The organism is Flavobacterium humidisoli, from assembly GCF_023272795.1.
GTDB classification, from domain to species: Bacteria; Bacteroidota; Bacteroidia; order Flavobacteriales; family Flavobacteriaceae; genus Flavobacterium; species Flavobacterium humidisoli.
In genome coordinates, this window is sequence record NZ_CP096829.1 from 1756748 (window position 1) to 1780865 (window position 24118).

At 34.5% G+C, this 24118-nt stretch carries 18 protein-coding genes; 6 read left to right on the forward strand and 12 right to left on the reverse strand.

Annotated features, from left to right (window positions below):
* Nucleotides 1–8: 8 nt before the first annotated feature.
* A complete protein-coding gene (locus tag M0M44_RS07920) occupies nt 9–1331 on the reverse strand; it encodes a M16 family metallopeptidase (protein ID WP_248729275.1) in 1323 nt (440 codons plus the stop codon).
* Between the two features lie 274 nt (nt 1332–1605).
* On the opposite strand from M0M44_RS07920, the gene rplU reads away from it, so the two are divergent.
* The 3 genes from rplU (at nt 1606) to M0M44_RS07935 (ending at nt 3745) form a co-directional block, all read left to right on the forward strand.
* Nucleotides 1606–2043 (forward strand): 50S ribosomal protein L21, encoded by a 438-nt coding sequence (gene rplU / locus M0M44_RS07925; RefSeq protein ID WP_073412831.1) that lies wholly within the window; start codon nt 1606–1608, stop codon nt 2041–2043.
* 24 nt (nt 2044–2067) lie between these two features.
* Nucleotides 2068–2328, forward strand: a complete 261-nt coding sequence (gene rpmA, locus M0M44_RS07930; protein WP_012023622.1) for a 50S ribosomal protein L27 — start codon at nt 2068–2070, stop codon at nt 2326–2328.
* Between the two features lie 121 nt (nt 2329–2449).
* Entirely contained in the window at nt 2450–3745 is a 1296-nt protein-coding gene (locus tag M0M44_RS07935) for a hypothetical protein (RefSeq protein WP_248729276.1), read from the forward strand.
* Nucleotides 3746–3845: 100 nt separating this feature from the next.
* On the opposite strand, the gene M0M44_RS07940 is transcribed toward M0M44_RS07935, so the two are convergent.
* Together M0M44_RS07940 and M0M44_RS07945 are read right to left on the reverse strand one after the other, a co-directional pair.
* Nucleotides 3846–6608, reverse strand: a complete 2763-nt coding sequence (locus M0M44_RS07940) for an AsmA family protein (protein WP_248729277.1) — start codon at nt 6606–6608, stop codon at nt 3846–3848.
* A gap of 52 nt (nt 6609–6660) precedes the next feature.
* On the reverse strand, nt 6661–7242 hold the full coding sequence (locus tag M0M44_RS07945; RefSeq protein WP_248729278.1) for a MiaE family protein: 582 nt from the start codon (nt 7240–7242) through the stop codon (nt 6661–6663).
* Between the two features lie 113 nt (nt 7243–7355).
* On the opposite strand from M0M44_RS07945, the gene M0M44_RS07950 reads away from it, so the two are divergent.
* Nucleotides 7356–8597, forward strand: coding sequence for a glycosyltransferase (locus M0M44_RS07950; protein ID WP_248729279.1), 1242 nt, complete (start codon nt 7356–7358; stop codon nt 8595–8597).
* A gap of 59 nt (nt 8598–8656) precedes the next feature.
* Here the strand turns inward: M0M44_RS07950 and M0M44_RS07955 are convergent, their stop codons facing one another.
* The 9 genes from M0M44_RS07955 to porU all read right to left on the reverse strand — a co-directional run bounded on the left by M0M44_RS07955 (nt 8657) and on the right by porU (nt 20786).
* The gene (locus M0M44_RS07955) at nt 8657–9244 is read right to left on the reverse strand and encodes a helix-turn-helix domain-containing protein (RefSeq protein ID WP_248729280.1); all 588 of its coding nucleotides are present in this window, start codon (nt 9242–9244) and stop codon (nt 8657–8659) included.
* 16 nt (nt 9245–9260) lie between these two features.
* Nucleotides 9261–9536, reverse strand: coding sequence for a hypothetical protein (locus M0M44_RS07960; protein ID WP_248729281.1), 276 nt, complete (start codon nt 9534–9536; stop codon nt 9261–9263).
* A 97-nt stretch (nt 9537–9633) separates the two neighbouring features.
* Nucleotides 9634–10164, reverse strand: coding sequence for a carboxymuconolactone decarboxylase family protein (locus M0M44_RS07965; RefSeq protein WP_248729282.1), 531 nt, complete (start codon nt 10162–10164; stop codon nt 9634–9636).
* A 235-nt stretch (nt 10165–10399) separates the two neighbouring features.
* Entirely contained in the window at nt 10400–12247 is a 1848-nt protein-coding gene (locus tag M0M44_RS07970; RefSeq protein ID WP_248729283.1) for a hydrolase/aminopeptidase, read from the reverse strand.
* Nucleotides 12248–12338: 91 nt separating this feature from the next.
* Complete coding sequence (locus M0M44_RS07975; protein ID WP_248729284.1) at nt 12339–13979, reverse strand: pyruvate dehydrogenase complex dihydrolipoamide acetyltransferase; 1641 nt, start codon at nt 13977–13979, stop codon at nt 12339–12341.
* 4 nt (nt 13980–13983) lie between these two features.
* The gene (gene pdhA, locus M0M44_RS07980) at nt 13984–14982 is read right to left on the reverse strand and encodes a pyruvate dehydrogenase (acetyl-transferring) E1 component subunit alpha (protein ID WP_012023629.1); all 999 of its coding nucleotides are present in this window, start codon (nt 14980–14982) and stop codon (nt 13984–13986) included.
* A gap of 158 nt (nt 14983–15140) precedes the next feature.
* Entirely contained in the window at nt 15141–15623 is a 483-nt protein-coding gene (gene cdd, locus M0M44_RS07985) for a cytidine deaminase (protein ID WP_095928017.1), read from the reverse strand.
* 79 nt (nt 15624–15702) lie between these two features.
* Complete coding sequence (porV, locus tag M0M44_RS07990; RefSeq protein ID WP_248729285.1) at nt 15703–16908, reverse strand: type IX secretion system outer membrane channel protein PorV; 1206 nt, start codon at nt 16906–16908, stop codon at nt 15703–15705.
* A 41-nt stretch (nt 16909–16949) separates the two neighbouring features.
* A complete protein-coding gene (gene porU / locus M0M44_RS07995; protein WP_248729286.1) occupies nt 16950–20786 on the reverse strand; it encodes a type IX secretion system sortase PorU in 3837 nt (1278 codons plus the stop codon).
* Between the two features lie 212 nt (nt 20787–20998).
* Between porU and gldJ the strand changes: the two genes are divergently transcribed.
* Both gldJ and M0M44_RS08005 read left to right on the forward strand, forming a co-directional pair.
* Nucleotides 20999–22684: a gliding motility lipoprotein GldJ gene (gene gldJ, locus M0M44_RS08000; protein WP_248729287.1), complete on the forward strand. Its 1686-nt coding sequence runs from the start codon at nt 20999–21001 to the stop codon at nt 22682–22684.
* Between the two features lie 117 nt (nt 22685–22801).
* Nucleotides 22802–24085, forward strand: a complete 1284-nt coding sequence (locus M0M44_RS08005; protein WP_248729288.1) for a UDP-N-acetylmuramoyl-tripeptide--D-alanyl-D-alanine ligase — start codon at nt 22802–22804, stop codon at nt 24083–24085.
* The last annotated feature ends 33 nt before the right edge of the window (nt 24086–24118 follow it).

Sequence of the window (24118 nt, forward strand, 5' to 3'; positions counted from 1 at the left end):
CGATATTCTTAGTTTTGAGATTTGGCTGTAGGAACATAATCTAAAATCAAGCGCTGATTTGGATTTAAGTATTTCTTGGCAACTTCTCTAATTTCTTCTCTCGTGATAGAATGGTAAATGTCGATTTCAGTGTTGATTAAATTAACGTCGCCATAAAGAAGATAATAAGACGCCAGATTTTCTGCAATTCCTTCTACGCTTGCATTGGCATTTACATAATTGTTATCGAATTTATTCTGTAATTTTTCATAATCTTTTTCAGAAATAAGATCGGTTTGGATTTTTACAATCTCTTCATCCATTTCCTTTAGAATGTCATTAATTGTGTACGGAGCCATTGGAAGTCCGTAAAGAATATACATTCCGTAATCTTCTTGGCTGAATCCTACTGCGCCAATCTGCAGCGCCATTTTCTTGTCGTCAACTATTTTTTTGTAGAGTTTAGAGCTTTTTCCATCACTTAAATAAGAGGAAATCAAATCTAAAACTCTTGCATCTCTAGTTTTCATTGATGGCGTTCTATACGAAGCAACAATCATTGGAATCTGTATGTTTGGATCTTCGTAAGTTGCTTTAATTGGCTGCGTAATCGGATCTTCAATATAGGTCTGTTTCTTAACTTCTTCGCCTTTTGGAATTGGTCCAAAATATTTTTGAATCCACTCTTTTGTTTTTGTTTTTTCAAAATCTCCAGCAACAACCAAAACGGCATTATTTGGGGTATAGAATTTTTTATTAAAAGCTTGGAATTCTTCTAATGTAGCTGCATCCAAATCTTTCATAGAACCAATAGTGGTCCATCTATAAGGATGTTTTTTAAACATATTCTTTTTAACCTCAGGAAGAATATTTCCGTACGGCTGATTGTCGTAACGCATTCTTTTTTCTTCTTTTACGACTTCATTCTGCGTGTCAACTCCAATCTTATTAATAATTGGATGCATTAATCTTTCAGATTCCATCCATAAGCCAAGTTCTAAACTATTCGAAGGAAAAACTTCATAATAATAAGTTCGGTCATCAGATGTGTTGGCATTGTTTACACCTCCATTTGCAGTAACAATTTTCATCCATTCCCCACGTTTTATATTTTGGGTTCCCTCAAATAATAGATGTTCAAAAAAGTGAGCAAATCCAGTTCTATCAGGACGTTCGTCTTTTGATCCAACATGATACATTACCGAAGTGATAACGACAGGAGCAGAAGGGTCATTGTGTAAAATGACATGTAGGCCATTGTCTAAGTCGTATTCTTCGAAAGCTACTTTTTGGGCATGAGCCACTCCGCCAAGCATTAATGCAGCACTTAACATCATTACTGATTTTTTCATAAAGATTAATAATTTTAAAATATCAACATATAGTAGGTAGACAAGAGTTGATTTTGGTTACACCAAAAATAGTTTTTTTTAATTACGTATCGTAGATTTGTTTTTAAATAAATACGATTTTAACAATCTTTTACTTTAAATTAATTTTGTTTTATGTGCAGAACTACTTGAAAAACAAGGTTTTTTTGGGTAAAAATATTTTTGCTTCTATAGGTTGCATAGTAAATTATTAGTTGTATATTTGCAACCTTAAAATTCAATAAATCAATTTGATATGTATGCAATCGTAGAGATAGCAGGGCAACAATTTAAAGTAAGCAAAGACTTAAAGGTTTATGTTCACCGTTTGGCTAATGAAGAAGGTTCAAAAGTTTCTTTTGACAAAGTTCTTTTATTAGATGATAATGGAAATGTAACTTTAGGCGCCCCAGCTATAGAAGGTGCTTCAGTAGAAGCTAAAGTGTTACAACACTTAAAAGGTGATAAAGTTATCGTTTTCAAAAAGAAAAGAAGAAAAGGATACAAAAAAAGAAATGGTCACAGACAATATCTTACACAAATTGTAATTGAAGGTATTACTGCAGCAGGAGGAACTAAAAAAGCAGCGGCTAAAAAAGCGGTTGTAGCAGAAGAAGCAGCTACTGAAGAAGTAGAAGCTCCAAAAGCTAAAAAAGCAGCTCCAAAAGCTAAAAAAGAAGCTACTAAAGAATAATAACAATATTTAAACTCATACGTCATGGCTCACAAGAAAGGTGTCGGTAGTTCGAAGAATGGTAGAGAATCAGAATCAAAACGTCTAGGCGTTAAGATTTATGGTGGACAAGCTGCTATTGCTGGGAACATCATCGTTAGACAAAGAGGTTCAAAACACAATCCAGGTGAAAATGTTTACATTAGTAAAGATCACACTCTTCACGCAAGAGTTGCTGGAGTTGTTAAGTTCCAAAAGAAAAGAGATAACAAATCTTATGTATCTATTATTCCTTTCGAGGCTTAATAATCATAGATTACTTTTTATAAAAAACCCGTTCAGAAATGATCGGGTTTTTTTATTTCTATGACTTTTTTAGAAAGACTTTAAGGCTTACATTTGTTTAGCCTCTTTAAATAAAAAAAGTTTGAAAAAGATTCTATTATTGTTTTTGTTGTGCTGTCTTGGTACTTATGCAAATGCTTATTCGGAAAATATCGTAAGTCATTTAAGTTCTTTAAATGAAAAACAAAAAAAGACTTTATATGAATTGGAAGTTCTAAAAAGGAACGGCTGTAAAACAGATCAATTTTGGGAGGAAAACAAAAATTTGTTTTCAGGGTTTGATTCTAAAACGAGAGATGAATTAGCACAGCAGATTTTTGAAAATTCCAAAGTAATCTACGAACCTCAAAAAAACTCGAGAGTTCAAATTTGGATGCAGACTCAATTGTTCACGAACTGGATGTTTTATTTGTCGGCATTTATAGCTATCTGTGCGGTTATTGCACTCTTTAAAAAATATTGGAGTTTATGGATTGGATTTCTTCTTAAACATTTAGAACCCGTTGTAAGATATTTATTTTCTCCTTTATTGCTGACTTTTGAATTGCTGGCAGTTGGAGTCGCTTGTGTAATTTATGCCGTTTCTGTTGAGGATTTTGTAGTGCGAACAGTAATTATTCATCTAGGATTATTTTTATTATGGAGTCAGTCAACTGCTTTGTTTACTAAAGAATATTGGGTTAAAAAATACGTTTTTGAGATCGGAAGTAATTTCTGGGGAAAAGATCCGTGGGAAACCATAAAAACAATATGTCTGCCAGCTGTTTTGGTTGCATTAGCTATTTGGTATGTATTGTATAAAGTTCCTTCAGATGTTTTTTACAACTACGAAATTGTAGTTTCGGGAATTGCTGCAATTTATGCTTTACCGTTTTGGCGTACATTGGAAAAATTTATATATCCAATCTTATTTCCTTTTAAGAATGAAGGATATAGAGACAGAAGTATCAATTCTCTAGGCGCATGTACTGTTGTAGCGGTTGTTTTGACTCTTGTTCTTATTTTGCAATGGAATGCTATTTTTTACAATGTTATTGCGGCATTTATAAGTTTGGAGATTTGTTCATTTTTAATACTGTCATTGAAAATGAATCATAAGTACAGTTTTGGAAATTATTATTTTATACAATTTGTAACGTTCCTTTTTCTTAGTGCAGTTTTTCTATACGGTTTTTATTTTGGTTTAAACGAAGTTATCTGGTTTGTAATTACAGGATCAACCTTATTTATAATAATAAAGTATATGGAAGTTTTTTCTTTTTTCTCCAATTGGAAAAGAGGAAAAGGTTGGGCTTGGAAATTATTGGGACTTGCAGCTGTGTTTTGGCTTTTAGGAAAGGGAATTTTATTTCTTTCAAAACAAATATTTACAGTCTAATTATCTGGAAAAGAAAAACCGTTGTCAAAGCTTTGAACTTTGACAACGGTCTATAATAAAAAATGGAATTTGGAATTTTATTTATTGGAATTTAAAACAGTTATTCCTCAGTATCCTTTGTTTCTTCCAAGTCTTCAGTTTTTCTTCCCACTTTTACTTTTGGGTTATCCTGTGTTCCTGTTACAGTTAACGGAATTCCGAAAATACCAAAAGGAGGCAATCCTAAACGCATTTTTAGGTTCAGTCTTCCGTCTAAGCTTGATGTTCCTTCTATTCTTGGTCTAAAGCCAGCAAACTTAAATTTAAAGCGTTCTACAGTTATAATATTGTTTTTAACGGTTGTTTTAATGTCTACTTTCGAAAGATCTGGATTTTTCATAGATTCTGAATTTGTTTGTTTGCTTACGGCATTAAACATTTTCAAACCTCTTACTTTTACATCTTTTACAGAAAGTGTGCCGCCTCCTACCAGAGAAGGATAGACAGGATCCATATTTCCGTTTAAGCGACCTTTTAATTGATAATCTAAAGAAACAATCCCTTGTGCTTTTTCTGCGGCACTAGCCATTTTTCTGAAGACTTCGATTTCGTTATAGGCTCTTTTAATGTCAAAATCTGTGGCTTTTATCGTGTAATCAAAATTTGCTTTTTGAGGAGTTACAGCTTGATAATTGGCATTCATAGAAACGTTGCATCCAATTAGATTGAAACCGGTATTTTGCATTGTCAATTTACCATTTTTCAGGGTTAAATTTCCAGTTGCATTTTGCAGATTTAGTTTGTCGAAATTTACTTTTTGAGCATTTGCGATTAACTGTAAATTCAAATTGCTCGGAATGATAATAACGCCAGTTTGTGTGTTGTCTGATTGTTTTGCTTCTGTTTTTGGAGCTGAATTTTGTGTTACGGGTGTATTAGGGTCTACACTCGACATAAATTCGTCAATATTGATGTATCGGGAAGAAACTTTAAAAGAGCCTCTTAAAACGCCTGTATTAGTCATTGCATAATTGAAGACATTTTGCAAATAACCATTCATTTTAAAATCTGACTGTCCGTAAGCGGCCAAGAAATTATTGAACGACATTTTATCCTGATTGATTTTGAAAATTCCTTCTTTGATAATGAATCTTTTTGGGAGATATTCAGAAGCAATTCCGATGTTTCTTAATTCAAGAGTTCCTTTGTTATTTAGTTTGCTGTAATTTCCTTTTTCGGCATCGCTTTGTTTTCCTTTCAAAGATAAATCTGCTTTTACGAAACCGTCGAGATCAAGACCTTTTTGCGAGAAAACTTTATAGATTCTGCTCACATCCAATTCTCCTTTTGCTTTTATATCATAATTTAAATCGTCAAAATTGCTTAAATCAGCTTGTACAAAAACAGGTTTTCCTTCAAAAGTAAACTGAGTTGGGGTTAGGTTTATTTTTAAATCCTCAAAAGTTCCTTTTTGGTTTTCGATTTTAGATTTAATTGTAATGTTTGTAATCGGATTAGGGTAATACGGTGTTTTCAAATATCCATTATCCAAATTAATGATTCCGTTTGTAACAGGAAAACGCTTGTTTTTTTGATCAAATATTCCGTTTGCTTTTACATCTCCAGCCAAAGCTCCTTTTAGTTCAATATCAGGAATTCCGAGTGCTTTGGTTAGTTTTTCAAGATCAATTTTAGCTTTAAAATCGGCGTTAATTTCGGGTGTATTTACTCCTTTAAGCAAAAACTTAGATTTTAAATAATCCTGATTAATGTTCAAGGAAAGGTTTTTTGCATCGACAATAACCAAATCCGGATTTAAAGACGGAACTTTTGTTTTAATGTCTAAATTTAAATTTGAAACGGGAAATGCGCTTTTGTTATAATTTACAAAACCGTCGTTTATCTTTACATCTAAATTCAAATCTGGAGCAATATTTTCCGAAGCAATATATTTTCCTTTTAAAGTCAGTAAAAGATTAGTATTTCCTTTCAATTCGGTTTTAGAAAGCCAAGTAATGTATTTTGGGGGAAAAGCTGTAAAAACATCGTATAGATTGCTATTGTCGGATTTAATAACAAAATCCATGTTATAACCATCTTTTAAAATGTCAAATTTTCCTTTAAAGTCAACCAGAAGCTGATTGATTTTAAGGTTGTTTTGTTGAAAAAAGAAAGAAAGTGAGTTGATGTTGACTTTTGTAATCAAATCAGCATCAATTTTTTTGTTCATTAAATAAGGTTCGTCTTCATAAACGATATTCAATTTTTCGATTTTAGCTTTCGAATACAAATCAAAAACGGCTTGATTCAAATCTCCTTTCCCTAAATAATTAAATCCGTAAGCATCAAAATGGACTTTTGTCGATTTATCATCGTAAATAATTTTACTATTTAAAATCTCAATTCGCTCTAATTTTAAGGCAGTGTCTGAGCTGTCTTTTGTTTGCGAAGCCTGTTCCTGAGATTTATAAATGTTGTAATTGGCTTCTCCATTTGGATTCACTTTTACATTTATAAAAGAATCGGATAGATAGATCTGGTCAATTTTTACCGATTTGCTGAAAATAAGACTCGCTACATTGATTCCGAAAGAAACCTCTTTTGCAGTGATAAATTTTTCGTTTGTATATGGAGCTGAACCATTTAAACTTAAATTATCTAAAGTTAAAGTAAGAGAAGGAAAATGGCGGAAGAATGAGACAGAAACGTCAGAATAATTCAGTTCTGCGCTTAATCTTTCGTTAGCTGTTTTCTTTATTTGCTCTTTAATTTGATCCTCAAAGACGATAGGCGTTAAAAATAATAATCCTATAATAACCGCGAAAGTTATTCCGAAATACTTCGCAATTTTAAAAACGATTGATCTGGATTTACTTTTCTGCATAGCGAATAGTGGTATTTAAATATGAAAATAGAGTAAAAAAAAAGAGCGTAATTTATCCGTGAACGGTTTCGTTTTTACCATAATTAGTAATAATCGAACCTTCATATTCAATCCATTCTTTCCAGCGTTTATCAACATCAATATTATCTTGATATTTTCTGGCAAATCCTAAAAATGTAGTGTAATGTCCAGCTTCAGAGATCATTAAATCGCGGTAGAATTTTGCTAATTCTTCATCTTTGATGTTTTCAGAAAGCACTTTAAAACGCTCGCAACTTCTAGCTTCGATCATTGCAGAAAATAATAATCGGTCGCAAAGTGCATCTCTACGGCTACCATCTTTTTTCATGAATTTAAAAAGTACATTGACGTAATGATCTTTTCTTTCGCGGCCCAAAGTAAGTCCGCGTTGCTTTATAATGTTATGAACCATCTGAAAATGTTCCAGTTCTTCTCTCGCAATTTCAAGCATTTCGGTTACCAATTCTTCGATTTCAGAGTTGTAAGTAACGATACTAATCGCGTTTGAAGCCGCTTTTTGTTCGCACCAGGCGTGATCCGTTAGAATTTCTTCGATGTTTGACTCAACAATATTTACCCAGCGAGGGTCTGTAGCTAATTTTAATCCCAACATAATTTCCCACCATTTAGATTTTGCAAAATTAGTGATTTTTTATGACCGAATATCTGGAAATTGGGTGCAAATCCGCGGAAAATAGTATTATTTTGTAATATGAAACAAAGATTATGAATCAAATCAAAAAACTTTTAATTATTGGGTTCGTCTGGCCCGAGCCAAAGTCTTCAGCAGCAGGTGGAAGAATGATGCAATTGATTTCTATTTTCAAAGAAAATGGATTCGAAATTACTTTTGCAAGTGCTGCTCAGGATAGTAATTTTATGGTTGATTTATCTGAATTTGGAGTAATAAAAAAAAGCATTGAACTTAATTCTTCAAGTTTTGATGATTTTGTAGCCGACTTAGATCCAGATGTAGTCTTGTTTGATCGTTTTATGGTCGAAGAACAGTTTGGCTGGAGAGTGATTGAAAAGTGTCCCAAAGCGATTAGAATTTTAGATACTGAAGATGTGCATTGTCTTCGTACTGCAAGGCAAAAAGCTTTTAAAGAAAACCGCATTTTCGAATTGAAAGATTTATTGTCTGAAGAAGTGGCAAAAAGAGAAATTGCCAGTATTTTACGTTGCGATTTATCTTTGATTATTTCTGAATTCGAAATGAATATTTTAACAGATGTTTTCAAAATTAATGAAGACTTACTTTTTTACCTTCCGTTTTTGGTTGATGAAATGAAAGAGGAAGAACTTTTGAAGCTGCCTTCTTTTGATGAGCGGAAAAATTTTATTTTCATTGGAAACTTTCTTCATGAACCGAATTGGAATACCGTTCAATATTTGAAAGAAGCAATTTGGCCTTCTATAAAAAGAGATTTTCCAGAAGCCATTTTGGAAGTTTACGGAGCATATCCTTCGCAAAAAGTACTGCAATTGCATCTGCCAAAAAATGGTTTTTATATAATGGGAAGGGCAGAGGATGCCAATGAAATTGTGAAAAAATCTAGAGTTGTTCTAGCGCCAATTCGTTTTGGTGCGGGGTTGAAAGGTAAACTTTTAGAAGCGATGCAATGTGGAACACCCAGTGTGACAACTTCAATTGGTTCTGAAGCAATGCATGGAAACTTGCCTTGGAATGGTTTTATTGAAGGTGATCCGGTTGAGTTTGCAAAAAAAGCGATTGCGCTTTATCAAGATGAAACTCTTTGGAAACAATCTCAAAAAAACGGAATTAAAATTATTAATAAGTGTTATCAGAAGAGTGATTATTCAGAGAAACTACTTTCGTTGATAAAATCACTTTTAGTAGACTCTGAAAGTCACCGACTCCATAATTTTATGGGAAATTTGCTACAGCATCATGCTTTTAAAAGTACCATGTACATGTCAAAATGGATTGAAGCAAAGAATAAATAAATTAGCTTTTTAGTCGAAGTTTCAGCCACAGTTCCTAATTGCTTAACTGCAACTTTAAACTAAGCTTCCATTTTTCCAAAGCCTACCGTTTCGCGATAAATTTGTGGGGAAACATCTGCATTGGTTTTAAAGAAACGACTGAAATAATGTTCGTCATCATAACCTAATTCGTATGCAATTTCTTTGACCGTTTTGTTGGTTAAGTACAATTCTCTTTTGGCTTCGATAATGATTCGTTCCGAAATTAAATCGGTTAAAGTTTTGTTGAAATAATTCTTAGATAATTTTGCTAAGGCTTTTGAAGAAATATTTAATAATTCAGCATAATTTCCAGCTGAATGTTTGGTTTTAAAATTCAGTTCAATGGCATCTTTTAAGTTTTGCAGAATTATAGGTTCTTTAGAATCTGGAACCGATTTCATCTCCTCCAATTGCTCTCTTTTTAATCTTGAAGCGGTAATTAGAAATATTTTTAAATACGAAATCAATAATTCATACTGTGCCAATTCTGCATTTTGAATCTCGGCTTTCATTTGATCAATGACCAAATTAAAAGTTTGTGAAGCGTGCTCTGTAACCTGAACATAAGGGGGCTGATAAATATTGTTGAATAAAACACCATTGCAGGAAACCTGTTTTTGATGCATGTGAATGCAATAAAAATCAGAATGGAATATGGATAGCGATTCCTTCAATTGGTTCGTTTACGCAAAGCATAAAAGGCTGATAGGGTGAAAAAGCAAGAAGTGAGTTTTCTTCAAATTGATGTTCTGCAAAATCGGCTTTTACTTTCCCTTTTCCTTTAGTTATCCAAATTAAAGAATAATAATTATTTCGCTGTAAATGATCAAAATAGCTGTTGTCTTCAAAGGGAAGGATTTTAAAAGCCAAATTTCCATTTTGCGGATTTATTAAAGTAAAAACATTTTGAGCGCTCATATTCGGTTTCATTTTGAAAATATAAAGATAGTTATGAAATAAATTCACAACTATCTTTAGAAATTGTTTTTTGTTATAGTGATTGCGTAAATCTTGATTAAACTGCAGGGAAGTCTATTTCAGTATTTGCAACATTGTTAAAGTAGTTTGTCAATACATTCAAAGCTACATGCCCAATAGTTTCTGCAATTTCAGCATCAGAAACTCCTGCGTTTTTGGCTTTGTTGATATCTTCATCATTTACTAATCCGCCTTTACTGATTAATGTTTTAGCTAATTGTAAAATAGCTTCTGTTTTAGCATCATCAGAATTTCCTGTTCTCGCTGCCTTTAAAATTGCAGGATCTGCTTTTACTAGTTTTTCTCCAATAAAAGTGTGAGCTGCTAAACAGTAATCGCAAGAATTACTTTCTGAAACTGCCAAGGCAATTAATTCTCCGGTTTTTGCGCTTAGTTTTCCGTGGCTCAATGCACCGCTCAAATTCAAATATCCTTCTAGAACTGCTGGAGAATTTCCCATTGTTCTCATCATGTTTGGAACAACGCCTAATTTTGCCTGAACTGCGTTGAATAAATCTTTAGTTTTTCCTGTTACTTCTTCTGGGTTTAAAGCTGTTAATCGTGTCATTTTATTTAATATTTAATTGTTATTATTTGTTGTTGTCTTTTGACATTACAAAGTTGCAACGATTACAGATTTTAAAACATGGAGAATGTACGCTATGTGATGGACAATTTTCCCTGCTAGTTTTTTAAAGCAAAAAATCCCGATTATGAAACGTAATCGGGATTTTTTTAGTCAAAGTCTCGGTTTTTAGTCAAAGTCTCGGTTTTTAGTCGAAGTTTTCATCTGTGAATGAAAACTATTTCAAAACACCTTCGGCATCCTGAATTGTAGTTGCGTGATAGCCAGATTTGGCTTTGTCAAATACTTGTTTAGCCCAAACTTTTCCTTCTGGAGTTTTAGCCATTTCTTTATAAAGCATCATAATAGAGCCAGTTCTGCTGCTTCCAATTAGAAATTGTTCAATTGCAGGATTTGCTGCTTTATATTGATGGCGAATTGCCTGAACAAACCATTGGCGTTTAATAATGAAATTACCGCCTTTGGTAAAGTTGAATTCTTTGTCAATTGCTTCCATTTCCTTTACGGTAATATCAGCGGGAAGATGATCAATAAAATGCTGTTTTTCTGCAGTAGTCGTGATTTTTTTGCTCAAACCTGCAACGCCAGTTTCTCTCCAGCTTTTTTGAATAGCATCAATGGCATCGAAATCTGCAGAACTTACAGGAAGAATGTTTGAAGGAATTCCTGGTTTGTATATCCAATTGTCTAATTGGATTTTATCTGCCAAAGCTTTGTCTCCCTTAATAAGATTTTCATTGATGTATTTAACGAAATCTTCTGTTGTAATAGATTGAAAAGCATGAGAATCAAAATAATTTTTAATAAACGGATCGAATTTTTCACGTCCGACAGCATTTTCAATAACTCTTAAAAAAGCATATCCTTTTACATAAGGAATCATACTGATACCATCATCAGGATTTCTTCCTGTAAGGCTTACTTTTAATCTTGTATCAGGATTCGTATCTCCATATTCAGCAACATTGTCAACCAATTCTTTGTTGGTGATAACGTTCTGCATGTCAAACTCTTTTTTGCCAAAAATAGCTTCTCCAATTCTGTGTTCAACATAAGTGGTAAATCCTTCGTTTAACCAAATATCATCCCAAGTAGCATTTGTAACTAAGTTTCCGCTCCAGCTGTGTCCTAATTCGTGCGCTAGCAAACTCGTAAGCGAACGGTCTCCGGCAATAACTCCAGGAGTTAGGAAAGTCAAGTTTGGATTCTCCATTCCGCCGTAAGGGAAACTTGGAGGTAAAACCAAAACATCGTAACGTCCCCAACGGTATGGGCCATATAATTTCTCAGCAGCATTTACCATTTTTCCAAGTTCAGCAAACTCATAAGCGGCACTTTTTAAAACAGATGGTTCTGCATAAACTCCAGTTCTTTTATCAATTGCTTGAAATTCGATATCTCCAACGGCAATTGCCATTAAGTAAGACGGAATTGCTTTGTCTTGTTTGAAAGTATAAATTCCAGTAGCATTCTTCTTCTGCGGATTTACAGCGCTCATTACTGCTAATAAATCTTTAGGAACCGTAACTTTAGCATCATAAGTAAAACGAATTCCAGGCGAATCTTGGCATGGAATCCAAGTACGTGACCAGACACTTTCGCCTTGAGAGAAAACAAAAGGTTTCTTTTTATCTGCAGTTTGTTCTGGTTTTAACCATTGCAAAGCTACAGCATCTTTAGTAGTGTTGTAGTAAATATTTACTTTAGTTGTGTTTGGTTCGATTGTAATATGAAGCGGTTTTCCGCGAAATTCAGTAGTTGTCCCAAGCTTGAATTTGGTTTCTTTTTCGTCATCACCTAGAGTTACTTTTGTAATGTTTAAAGTGTTTTCGTCGAAAATAATTTCATCTCCTTTACTGATGTTATCAATTGTCCAAGATGCTTTTCCTGAAATAGTTTGAGTGTCAAAATCTACTTTGATGTCAAGGTCAAGATGTTTTACAACAGCAAGTTCTGGTTTGGAATAACTGTGTTCGTCTGTAACAGCAGTTGCTTTTTCTGTTGGCTCTTTTTTCTGGCAGGCCATTGCTGTCAGAAATAAAGTAACAAGAATTAGTTTCTTCATTTTGTGAGGTTTTGAATTTGAGCTTGAAAATTAAATAAAAAATCCCGTTTTGAATAAACAAAACGGGATTTAATTATAAAATTAACAACGATTATGCCAACATTGTAACTGGGCTTTCGATGTATTGTTTTAATGTTTGTAAGAACTGAGCACCGGTTGCACCGTCGATTGTTCTGTGGTCGCAAGCTAATGATAGCATCATTGTGTTTCCAACTACAATTTGACCGTTTTTAACTACTGGTTTCTCAACAATTGCACCTACAGAAAGGATAGCAGAGTTTGGTTGGTTGATGATCGAATTGAATTCAGTAATACCAAACATACCAAGGTTAGATACTGTAAAAGTACTTCCTTCCATTTCTTGTGGTCCTAATTTTTTGTTTTTAGCTCTTCCGGCAAGATCTCTTACTGAACCACCGATTTGAGATAAACTCATAGCGTCTGTAAATTTCAATACAGGAACTACTAATCCGTCTTCAACAGCTACAGCAACACCAATATTTACGTGGTGGTTGATGATGATAGCATCTTCTTTCCACTGAGAGTTGATTTTTGGGTGTTTTTTCAGTGCTAAAGCACAAGCTTTGATTACCATATCGTTGAAAGATACTTTTGTATCAGGAACGCTATTGATAGCAGCTCTTGCTTGCATTGCTTCGTCCATGCTTACTTCGATCACTAAGTTGTAGTGAGGTGCAGTAAATAAAGATTCTGCCAAACGTTTTGCAATGATTTTACGCATTTGAGAATTTTTGATCTCTTCTGTGTAAACTTCTCCAGCAGGAACAAAAACTTTTGGTGCAGCAGGAGCAGACGCTTCTTGTTTTGCAGCTGGTGCAGAAGCAGCAGTTTGTGCTTGGGCAGATGGAGTAAAGTTCTCGATATCGCTTTTTACGATACGTCCGTTTTCTCCAGAACCTTTAACTTGAGATAATTGGATTCCTTTGTCAGAAGCAATTTTCTTAGCTAATGGTGAAGCTAAAATTCTTCCTCCGTTTGAAGTTTCAGCAACAGCTTCAGTTGTTTTTTCAGCAGCAGGAGCAGCTTTTTCTTCTGCGGCAGGAGCACTTGCAGTTGCAGCGCCTCCAGCAGTAAAGTTATCCGCAACTCCAGAAATATCAGTTCCTGCAGGTCCAATGATCGCTAATAAGCTGTCAACTGGCGCAGTGTTTCCTTCTTGAATTCCGATGTATAATAATGTACCAGCATTGAAAGACTCAAACTCCATAGTAGCTTTGTCTGTTTCAATTTCTGCTAAAATATCTCCTTCAGCTACAGTGTCGCCAACTTTTTTCAACCAAGTTGCAACAGTACCTTCAGTCATTGTATCACTCAAACGTGGCATAGTTACAACTATAACACCTTTTGGTAATTCAGCTGCAGCTTTTGCAGGAGCAGCAGTTTCAGTTTTTGTTTCAGCAGCAGGAGCATCCGCTTTTGGAGCTTCGGCAGCAGGAGTATCACCACCAGCTAAAAGAGCAGAAATATCTTCTCCTTCTTTACCAATGATAGCTAATAATGAATCAACAGGAGCAGTTTCTCCAGCTTGAATTCCGATATGTAAAAGAGTTCCTTCGTTAAAAGATTCGAACTCCATTGTTGCTTTGTCTGTTTCAATTTCAGCTAAGATATCACCTTCGCTTACTTTGTCGCCTACTTTTTTAAGCCAAGTTGCTACCGTTCCTTCAGTCATAGTATCGCTCAAACGAGGCATTGTTACTTTAATCGCCATGATATTATAATTTATGAGGTGTAAATGGATAGTCTTCTTGTGCGTATACTACATCGTATAATTGTTGTAAGTCTGGGTATGGAGATTCTTCAGCGAATTTCGCACACTCTTCAACTAAGTCTTTAACTCTTTGGTCAATTACTTCAATTTCTTCAGCGGTAGCATATTTTTGATCCAAGATTACGTCAAGAACTTGAGTAATTGGGTCGATTTTTTTGTACTCTTCAACCTCTTCTTTAGAACGGTATAATTGTGCATCAGACATAGAGTGTCCTCTGTAACGGTACGTTTTCATTTCAAGGAAAGTTGGTCCATCTCCGCGACGTGCTCTTTCGATAGCTTCGTGCATTGCTTCAGCCACTTTTACTGGATTCATTCCGTCAACAGGTCCGCAAGGCATTTCATAACCTAAACCTAATTTCCAGATGTCAGTGTGGTTTGCAGTTCTTTCTACAGAAGTTCCCATTGCATAACCGTTGTTTTCAACGATAAATACAACTGGAAGTTTCCATAACATAGCCATGTTGAAAGCTTCATGAAGAGAGCCTTGTCTAGCAGCACCATCACCGAAGTAAGTCATAGTAACACCGCCAGTATTAAAATATTTATCTGCGAAAGCTATACCAGCTCCCACAGGAATTTGAGCACCTACGATTCCGTGTCCTCCGTAAAAACCATGTTCTTTAGAGAAAATGTGCATAGAACCTCCCATACCTTTTGAAGTTCCTGTTGCTTTTCCTAAAAGTTCTGCCATTACGTTTCTAGGATCAACTCCCATACCAATTGGTTGAACGTGGTTTCTGTAAGCAGTAATCATTTTATCTTTGGTCAAATCCATAGCGTGCAGTGCACCTGCTAATACAGCTTCCTGACCATTATATAAGTGTAGAAAACCTCTAACTTTTTGTTGGATGTATAACGCTGCAAGTTTGTCTTCAAACTTTCTCCAAAGTAGCATGTCTTCGTACCACTTTAAATATACCTCTTTTGTAACTTCTTTCATCTGAATTCTTTCTTTTGCTAAAGTTGTTTGTGTTATCGATTATTGTGCCTGTAACGCAAAATAGTTTCCTCCCACAAATTTGCGCCCGAAAGGTCGGGATGCAAAAATAAGACATTACATTTAAGAACTAAAATTAAAACGATACTTTTTGGCTTTTTTTACAAGAACTTTTTGTCGAACATCAATGGGAGTAAATTTTTTAGGGATGATGATTTGTAAATTTCACCAATTTCTCCCATAAAATAGATTTCAATAGGGGTGTCTTGTTTTATTTCGTATTCTGCTATTGATTGGCGGCAGGAACCACAAGGCGGAATAGGTGCAGTGGTCTGATTGATATCTGAAGCTGCTGTAATTGCCATTTTTAAGATTTTTGCTTCTGGATACGTGCTTCCTGCGTAAAAAATTGCAGTTCTCTCTGCACAAAGTCCAGACGGATAAGCAGCATTTTCTTGGTTAGAACCTAAAATAACTTTTCCGTTATCTAAAAGTAAAGCGGCTCCAACTTTAAATTTTGAATACGGTGCGTAAGCTTTTTTTCTAACCTCGATAGCTTGATGCATTAGATCCTGAATTTCAGTTGGAAGTTCGTTTAGGGTGTCAAATATTGTAAAGGATGTTGTTATATTGATTTCTTTCATCTGTTTTTAAGGGAAAAAAAATCCAAATTCCTAAAATGCCGGAATTTGGATTGAATTATTTTTATTTTAAACTTTCTCTTTAATACGTTTCGTATTTGTCTCCAAAGTTAAACGTTAAAGAGAAACGAAGCGTGTTTTCTAAAGGATTTTTTATTTTAGATGCTGAGAATAAGTATGAAACATCAATTTTCATAATGTTGTATTTGAATCCTGCACCTAAAGAGAAAAACTGTTTAGCTCCTTTTTCTGGGCTTTCATGATAATATCCTAAACGCATTGCAAAAGCATCTTGATACATATATTCTGCAGCTACGCTATAAGTTACTTCTTTTATTTCTTCTTTAAATCCGCCTGGCGCATCTCCGAAAGATTTAAATATTCCTTGAAACCAGCCAATGTCGTTATAATTTCTATAGCCAATGTCTGTTGCTTCTTGTTGAGAAATATCTTCTGGATCATCAAAATCGCCATCGCCGTTTACGTCTACAGGTGTTCCAATTCCTGGAGGTGTCGGAACTAAAAGTTTAGTAAGCTCAGCGCTTAAAGTAAGTTTGTTGTAATCATCAAAGATAAAATCAAAACCTCCTCCTAATCTTAAATTGGCAGGTAAGAAGTTTGTGCTTACGTCGTCATTATCATAGCTGATTTTTGGTCCCATGTTTTGGAAGTTAACACCGGCTCTCCATCTACCATTGAAATCTTGGTAAGCAATTTCTTCAGATTGGTAAAAAGCAGCCACATCAACAGCAAAAGATCTTGCAGATGTAGCATCAACTTCTTCTGAAGCAACTTTTAAGTTTGAACTGATGAAACGTCCGGCAACAGCCATGGAGAATTTCTCGCTTAATTTTAAAGAATAAGATCCGTCTAAGGCAAATTCGTTTGGATTTACTTCTCTTACGGCCTCATTTGGATCTCCAGTGTATCTTAATTCAATTCCTCCAAAACCAAAATAGCGAAAACTTCCTGCAAAGGCACTTTTTTCATTGATTTTGTTGTAGTACGTAATCTGGCCTAATGAGATATCATTGGCAAGATCCGTTAAATAAGGGGTGTAACTGATAGAAAGCCCTTGTGCATCTTCAGAGAATGCATACTTAGCAGGGTTCCATTGTTGAGAGAAAACGTCTGCAGAAGTGGCGACGCCTTGGTCTGCCAAACCTGCTGCTCTAGCATCAGCAGCGACTAATAAAAAAGGTACTCCAGTAACAATTGGCCTTGATTCCTGTGCCTTTGAGTTGTAAATGCTAAAAATACAAATTAATAAAAGTGATAGTTTTTTCATTTATGGGACTAATGTTTTTGGTGGTGCAAATATATATAATATTATAGGATGACAAGCTTTTCGTATTTTTCTGCTTTTTTATTTGTTAAATTAGATTTTACAGTCAGTTTGTAAATATACACTCCTTTTCCGATTTTGTCGCCAAAATCATCTCTTCCGTCCCATGTTATTTCTCTAGATAAAAAACCTTCTGTTGTAATGGTTTGATTTTTTGTCCAAACTACTTTTCCAGTAATAGTCATTACCTGTACTTGTACATCTAATGGTTCGTATGGCCTGTTGTGCGAAAACCAGAATTGGGTGTAAGTTGAAAATGGATTTGGATAATTAAGAACGTGTGATAGTGTCAAAGAATCGTCTCCTACAACTGTAAATTGGATTTCACTAGTAACAGGATTATTGTAAACATCCCAAGCAGTAAAGCTTATAGTGTGCAGTCCAGGAGCTAGATTTCGGAATGGAAAACGTAAATTTCCGTTAGTGTAATCGTCTAATTTTGTTTGGTAATAATCATTCAAAATATAAGGATTACTTACGTCTCCGTCTAAAATAGCGACAATATCGTGTCCGATTCCACTTGCTGTATTAATTCCGTTTTCATCTTCTAAAAAAGCCAAAAGAAAAGGCGATTCATTCGTTATTCCACCAGATACAAAAGTTTCGTCGTTCATATATAACTTCACTTTTGGACTTATATTGTCTTGAGGTGCATTTTCGTTAATTCCTCCAATTTTGATCGTATTGTTGTATCCTGTTTGGTTTTCTAGCGATTCGTTTTTCTTCGAATAGAAACTGATTCTGCCGTTGTCAACAGGAATTCTAATATCTCTAGGAACAACAAAACTAAATTCGAATTGCCCGTTGGTAACAGATGCATTTCCTCTAAAAATGGTTTCTCCCAAAGTTTTAAATTGCATTGGAGGGCTAAATCCGTCGTTGTTTAAAGTAGTGTTTGTGATTAATTTATCGAAAATGGCAGTTGCCAATTCTCCGTTATAATTGCTTAAAAGCGTATTGTTTTCGTCTGTGATTTCTCCTGAAATTTTAATTTTTGACAATGATTTTAAATCAGGAATTGCTTGCGAAATCACAATATCGTTTACTTTAGTTAAATTAATTCGTGGTTTTGCAATGGCAAGCATTAAAGCTGGGTCTCCTAAATAAAAGACAACATTGCTAGAAGAGCTTGGGTTTTCGTTTTTGGATATTCTTAAAGACTCTGCAATAGTGTTGTATTGATTTGAGCCATAAGAAAGAAGGTTTTTGCTGAGTGTTTTGTTGAATTCTTCTGCGTTTGCCTGTCCGATTTCGCGAATGGTTGTTAGCATTGAAATAGCACCTCCTTTTGGATTCCAGAAAACATATTCGCCAGCAGTTGGTCTTGTTGGATCGTCAAAACGAGAAAATTCGCAGGTAATGGTAATAAATAAAGGATATTTGTATTGATTGGTTAAGTTTTGCCCATCCGATTTTTCCCAAATTCTTTCGCTTGCTAATCCGTCCTCTCCACCATGACCTAAATAGTTAAATATCAATGCGCCTTTTTCAAAAGCATTAAAAAAATCGGTTCTTGCTTTAGGGTATCTCGATCCGCCTGCAGAAGCTTCTTGCGTGTAAGCGTCTAAAAATATTTTATCGATATTGAAAAAAGGCTTTTCTGTTGCAATTTGATCTGCAAGTGCATTTTGGTTTGCTTGTAGGGTCTGGTCGCCAGCTTTGTCTGAATCGTCGCTAATTAAAACAACATTATTTCTCCAATTTCCGTATGATTTTGTGTCATAATATTCAAAGACTTTGTTCACCATTTCCTGTGCTTGGGCATTATCTGAAACTAACATTCTTCCTACGGCTATGTCTATTCCTGCAAGAGACGGAATAATAATCCCTTCGTTAGAATCCATTAATCCGTAAAAATCATCAGAAGCAAATGAAGATTCTCCCACTGTATTGCTTGTTAGAGATTGATATATAGGTACAATGTTGGTGTTGTTTGAGATACGATCTTTATAATCAAACGAAGCATCTCCAAATAAGTTTACATAACGCACTCTTTTTTCTGGAGAAGAAGCATTGTTGTAAATATATCTGATACAATTTCGAATAGCGGCAATGTCTTGTTTGCCAGAAGAAAATTCTTGATAGATGTTTTCTAAGGCAATCACTTTTACATTTAAATTAGAATTGGTTCTGTGAAAACTCGCCAATCTTTCGGCCTGTGAGGATAATGCCTTTGGAGTTATAATTACGTAGTCAATATCTTGAAAAGAGCTCTGATTGTTTCTGAAAATTGTTCCTTTTAAATTCTGATTGGCAACTTTTGACTGATTTTCTTTTAATGGAGTATAATAATCAGAAGCATCTATTGCGATATATTTTCTAACTTCTCCCAAATTGGCCTTAAAGCTAAAAGAAGCTTGATTGGTGTTTTCGATTTTATATACATTATATAGGTCAGTAATGTCCCAGATTTGTGTTATTCCAGATGCGTTTCCAATTGTGTAGTTGGCAATTCCTGCAATAGAGCCTGCGTCGTTGTATTGAAAATGAAATTGTTTGCCTGTTCCTAAAAGTTTTCGTTTGGCAGTAAGATTGATATAATCTAAATAGCCTTTAGATCCCGGAACACCATTATTATTATAGGTAAGTTTTATTTTGATATTGTCTGTTCCGGTGAATTCAGTATTTGCTGGAAGTTTTCCTGTCCTATATTTATTGTCAGAGTTTGCAATTATAGATGGAAAGCTTATAGATCCCACATTTTGTGTGTTTGCGGCTATTGAAAAAGAAGTGCTGGTTAAAGAGGCAGATGCGGCACTTACTTCTATTTTTACAGGAACAGTAGTGTCCAGGTTTGGAAAATTAAATGAAAATTCCTGTTCTTGATTGATATCAAACGATTCTCCAAGCCATTGGCGGCCTAGATGGACAATGTTGGTTTGGTCAATTTCGTGATATTGATAGTCATCAAACGTGTTTAATTCTAAGGTGCTATTTCCTGCGGGCTGATTTAAGTTTTGAATTCTCTTTCCGTCTCCGCCAGAAGCCGTAATATAATAATAGGACTTAGTGTCGTATAGATTTAAGTTAGTTTGGTTTTCAGAACTCCAATTGTCTGGCCCTTCGGCATAAAAAAGAATGTAATCTTCATTGTTGAAAACGCCATCATTTTCACCTATTATCTGTATAGTGTTTTCTGTTAAATCATCGGGATAGTAATTGTCATTAGGGAGAGGTAGCATTCTTCCGCCATTTCCATAGATTTTGATTTTTCTAGGATCAGCTTTAGAAGGGTCAAATCCTAAACTTTGCAAAAAAGACCTGTTTATTCTGTAGACACCAGATTTCTGAATGTAAAAGCGATACCAATCTCCAGAGGCTAAGACAGAATTTGAAATTGCTGCCGATTTTTGAAATGAAGAAGTTGATGTAGTTCGTCTGGTCGTGTTGCTAATAAAGTAAGAAAATGATTTGATGCGTTTGTAGCTGTTTCCTTCCTTAATTATAGGAGATAAAGACAGGAAAGTATATTTTAGATCTCTTGCATTGGTAACTATTAATGATTCATTTGGTTTTTCAGGTATGTTTTCAAGTGTTAAATCCCCTAAATCTGCTCTTGAAACCGACTCATAAATGACGTTGCTTATTTGTGCCGAACTACTGCCTGAAGCGTTTGGTTGATTCAGATTTTGGAGGAACATTATGTTTTTTTTTGTAGTGTCGAAGCGAAAACTACTTCCTGAGAAGAATGGAATTGTAATTTTATTTTCGCCATAATTTACCTCTTTTTTGTTTTGCCAATCTATCGTTATGTTCCCATTTATCTGGGAAAACGAAAGAATTGGGATCAGTAAAAGAGAGATAAGAATTGCTTGTTTCATGAGTTAAAAAACCGAAATTTAATTAAAAAATAATTAGTAAGTAAAAATATAGTATTTCATGTTACAGTAAATAATAAAAAGTATATTTTTGCGTTCGTAACTAAAGGTTATTTTCTGGAAAAAACAGCTAAATAAAATTATTAGAACAGATGTTGCCAATTAAATGTTAATTATTATATTGCAGCACCTAAATTTATCACCTAAGAATGAGTATGAAAGTAAACAAAATTGTAGTCTTGCAGTTAATGATGTCAATGGTATTGATGTTGGGCACGGCTAGTTGTAGCAAAAAATCGAGTTCGAGCCATGCTTCTAGAGCTACAGGCTGGGATGTAGATAGTCAGAATGGAACTGCTGCCAGAAATGCAGGTAAAAAACAACAGGCTGGTCCTGGTTTGGTTTTTGTTGAAGGAGGTACGTTTACTATGGGTAAAGTACAGGATGATGTTATGCATGATTGGAATAACACGCCAACTCAACAACACGTTCAATCATTCTATATGGATGAAACCGAAGTTACGAACGGTATGTACTTAGAATACCTAGAGTGGTTAAAGAAAGTTTTCCCGCCAACAGAAGAAAATTACAAAAATATTTACGAAGGAGCATCACCAGATACCTTAGTATGGAGAAATCGTTTAGGATACAACGAAACGATGACTAATAACTATTTAAGACACCCATCTTATGCTAACTATCCTGTAGTTGGTGTTAACTGGATTCAAGCAGTTGAGTTTAGTAAATGGAGAACAGACCGTGTAAATGAGGCTGTTTTAGAGAAAAACGGATATCTTAAAAAAGGAGCCAAAACAAATGATGTTAATGCTGAAAATGCATTTAATACTGAAGGTTATTTAATGTCTCCTAGTACATCACGTGGTGCCAGTGAAGAAATCGTATTAAAGAAAAGTCCTGATGGGAGAAGGCCAAAAGCTGGAAAAGATGGTGTAGTACCTGAGCAGGCGAATGTATACGCACAACGTTCTTCTGGAATTATATTACCAGAATACAGGCTTCCTACTGAAGCAGAATGGGAATATGCTGCTGCTGCTGATGTTGGACAAAGAGAATATAACATTTACAAAGGACAAAAGAAATATCCTTGGTCTGGAGATTATACACGTTCTAATAAACGTAAAAACAAAGGTGACCAATTGGCTAACTTTAAACAAGGAAACGGTGATTACGGTGGAATTGCAGGTTGGTCAGATGATGGAGCTGATATTACTAATGAAGTAAAAAGTTATGCACCAAACGATTTCGGTCTTTATGATATGGCAGGAAACGTTGCAGAATGGGTAGCCGATGTTTACAGACCTATTATTGATAACGAAGCAAATGATTTCAACTATTATAGAGGAAACCAATACGCTAAGAATAAAATTGGTAAAGACGGTAAAATTGAAATCGTTACAACTTCTACTATTAAGTATGATACTTTAAGTAACGGTAAAGTTATTGCAAGAAATCTTCCTGGAGAAATCGCTCAAGTTCCTGTTGATGAGCAAGAAACTTACTTGAGAACAAATTTCAGTACAAGTGACAATATCAACTACAGAGATGGTGATAAACAATCTTCAAGATATTTTGACTTTGGTGATTCTGAATCAGGTTCAAAAGCAGATCAAACAATGTACAACTCTCCTAAGCACAATGTAACAACTGACAGTTTAGGAAAAATGATCAGAAAATATGATAACTCTAGTAAACGTACTACTTTGATCGATGATAAAGTAAGAGTTTACAAAGGAGGATCTTGGAGAGATAGAGCTTATTGGTTAGATCCAGCTCAAAGAAGATACTTCCCACAAGATATGGCAACTGATTACATTGGTTTCAGATGTGCGATGTCTAGAGTAGGTTCTAAAGCTGAAAAAAGAAAATCTCCTAGAAACTAAAATTTAGGAATTATAATATCAAAAATTCCAAATTCCAAAAGCTGAATATTCAGTCTGGAATTTGGAATTTTTTTATTGTTTTTTTTCTACTTTTATGACATATTAAAAAAATTATAAATGAATATTCAAGACATTCATAACTTATTTTTGCAGTGCAGTTCTCTGTCTATCGACACAAGAAAAATCGAAAAAAATTCGATGTTTTTTGCTATTAAAGGAGAGAATTTTGATGCTAATACATTTGCTAAAGAAGCATTAGATTTAGGAGCTTTATTTGTTGTTATTGACAATGAATCTTATTTTATAGACGATAGGACTATTTTGGTAAAAAATAGCATAGAAACGCTTCAGGAACTGGCAAAGTTTCATCGTGCTTATTTGGCGCTCCCAATTGTTGCTTTAACAGGTAGTAACGGAAAAACGACGACAAAAGAATTAATCAATGTTGTTTTGTCAAAAAAGTTTAAGACAAAAGCAACTGTTGGTAATTTAAATAACCATATTGGCGTTCCTCTGACACTGCTTTCTTTTACAAAGGAAACAGAAATCGGTATTGTAGAAATGGGAGCCAACCATCAAAAAGAAATTGAATTTTTGTGTCAGATTGCACAGCCTGATTTTGGTTATATAACCAATTTTGGAAAAGCGCACTTGGAAGGTTTTGGCGGAGTGGAAGGTGTAATCGCGGGTAAAAGTGAAATGTACCAATATCTTTCTGCAAACCAGAAAACTGTTTTTGTAAATTTAGAAGATCCAATTCAGATTGAGAAATCAACAGGCATAAAGTCTTTTACTTTTGGAATAAAAAAAGAAAAGGCAGACTTAAATATCCAAAATATTACCGCAAATCCTTTCGTTGCTAGTGAATACAATGATTTTTCAATAGAATCTCATTTAATTGGTCTTTACAATGCCAACAACATAAATGCGGCTACGGCTATCGGAAAATATTTTGAGGTAAAAGAAAGTGATATCAAGAGTGCTATTGAGAATTATATTCCAGCTAATAATAGATCTCAAATGATGCAAAAAGGCTCAAATGAGATTATCTTAGATGCTTATAATGCTAATCCGAGTAGTATGGCGGTGGCTATTACCAATTTCTTACAATTGGACAAGAAAGATAAGATTATGGTTCTTGGAGATATGTTCGAATTGGGAGATGAAAGCCTTCACGAGCATAAAGTTATAATTGATTCTTTAGCAGATCAAAAACAGGCTTTATGTCTTTTAATAGGAAAATCTTTTTTTGCTAATAAGATTCCGAGTGAAAACATTCATTTTTTTGAAACATTCGATGCTTTTGCCGAATTTTTAAAAACCTTTAGCTTTGAGTCTAATATGATATTGATAAAAGGTTCACGAGGTATGGCCTTAGAGCGAACTTTAGAATATATTTAATTAAAAGAAAAGCCATTCAAATTTGAATGGCTT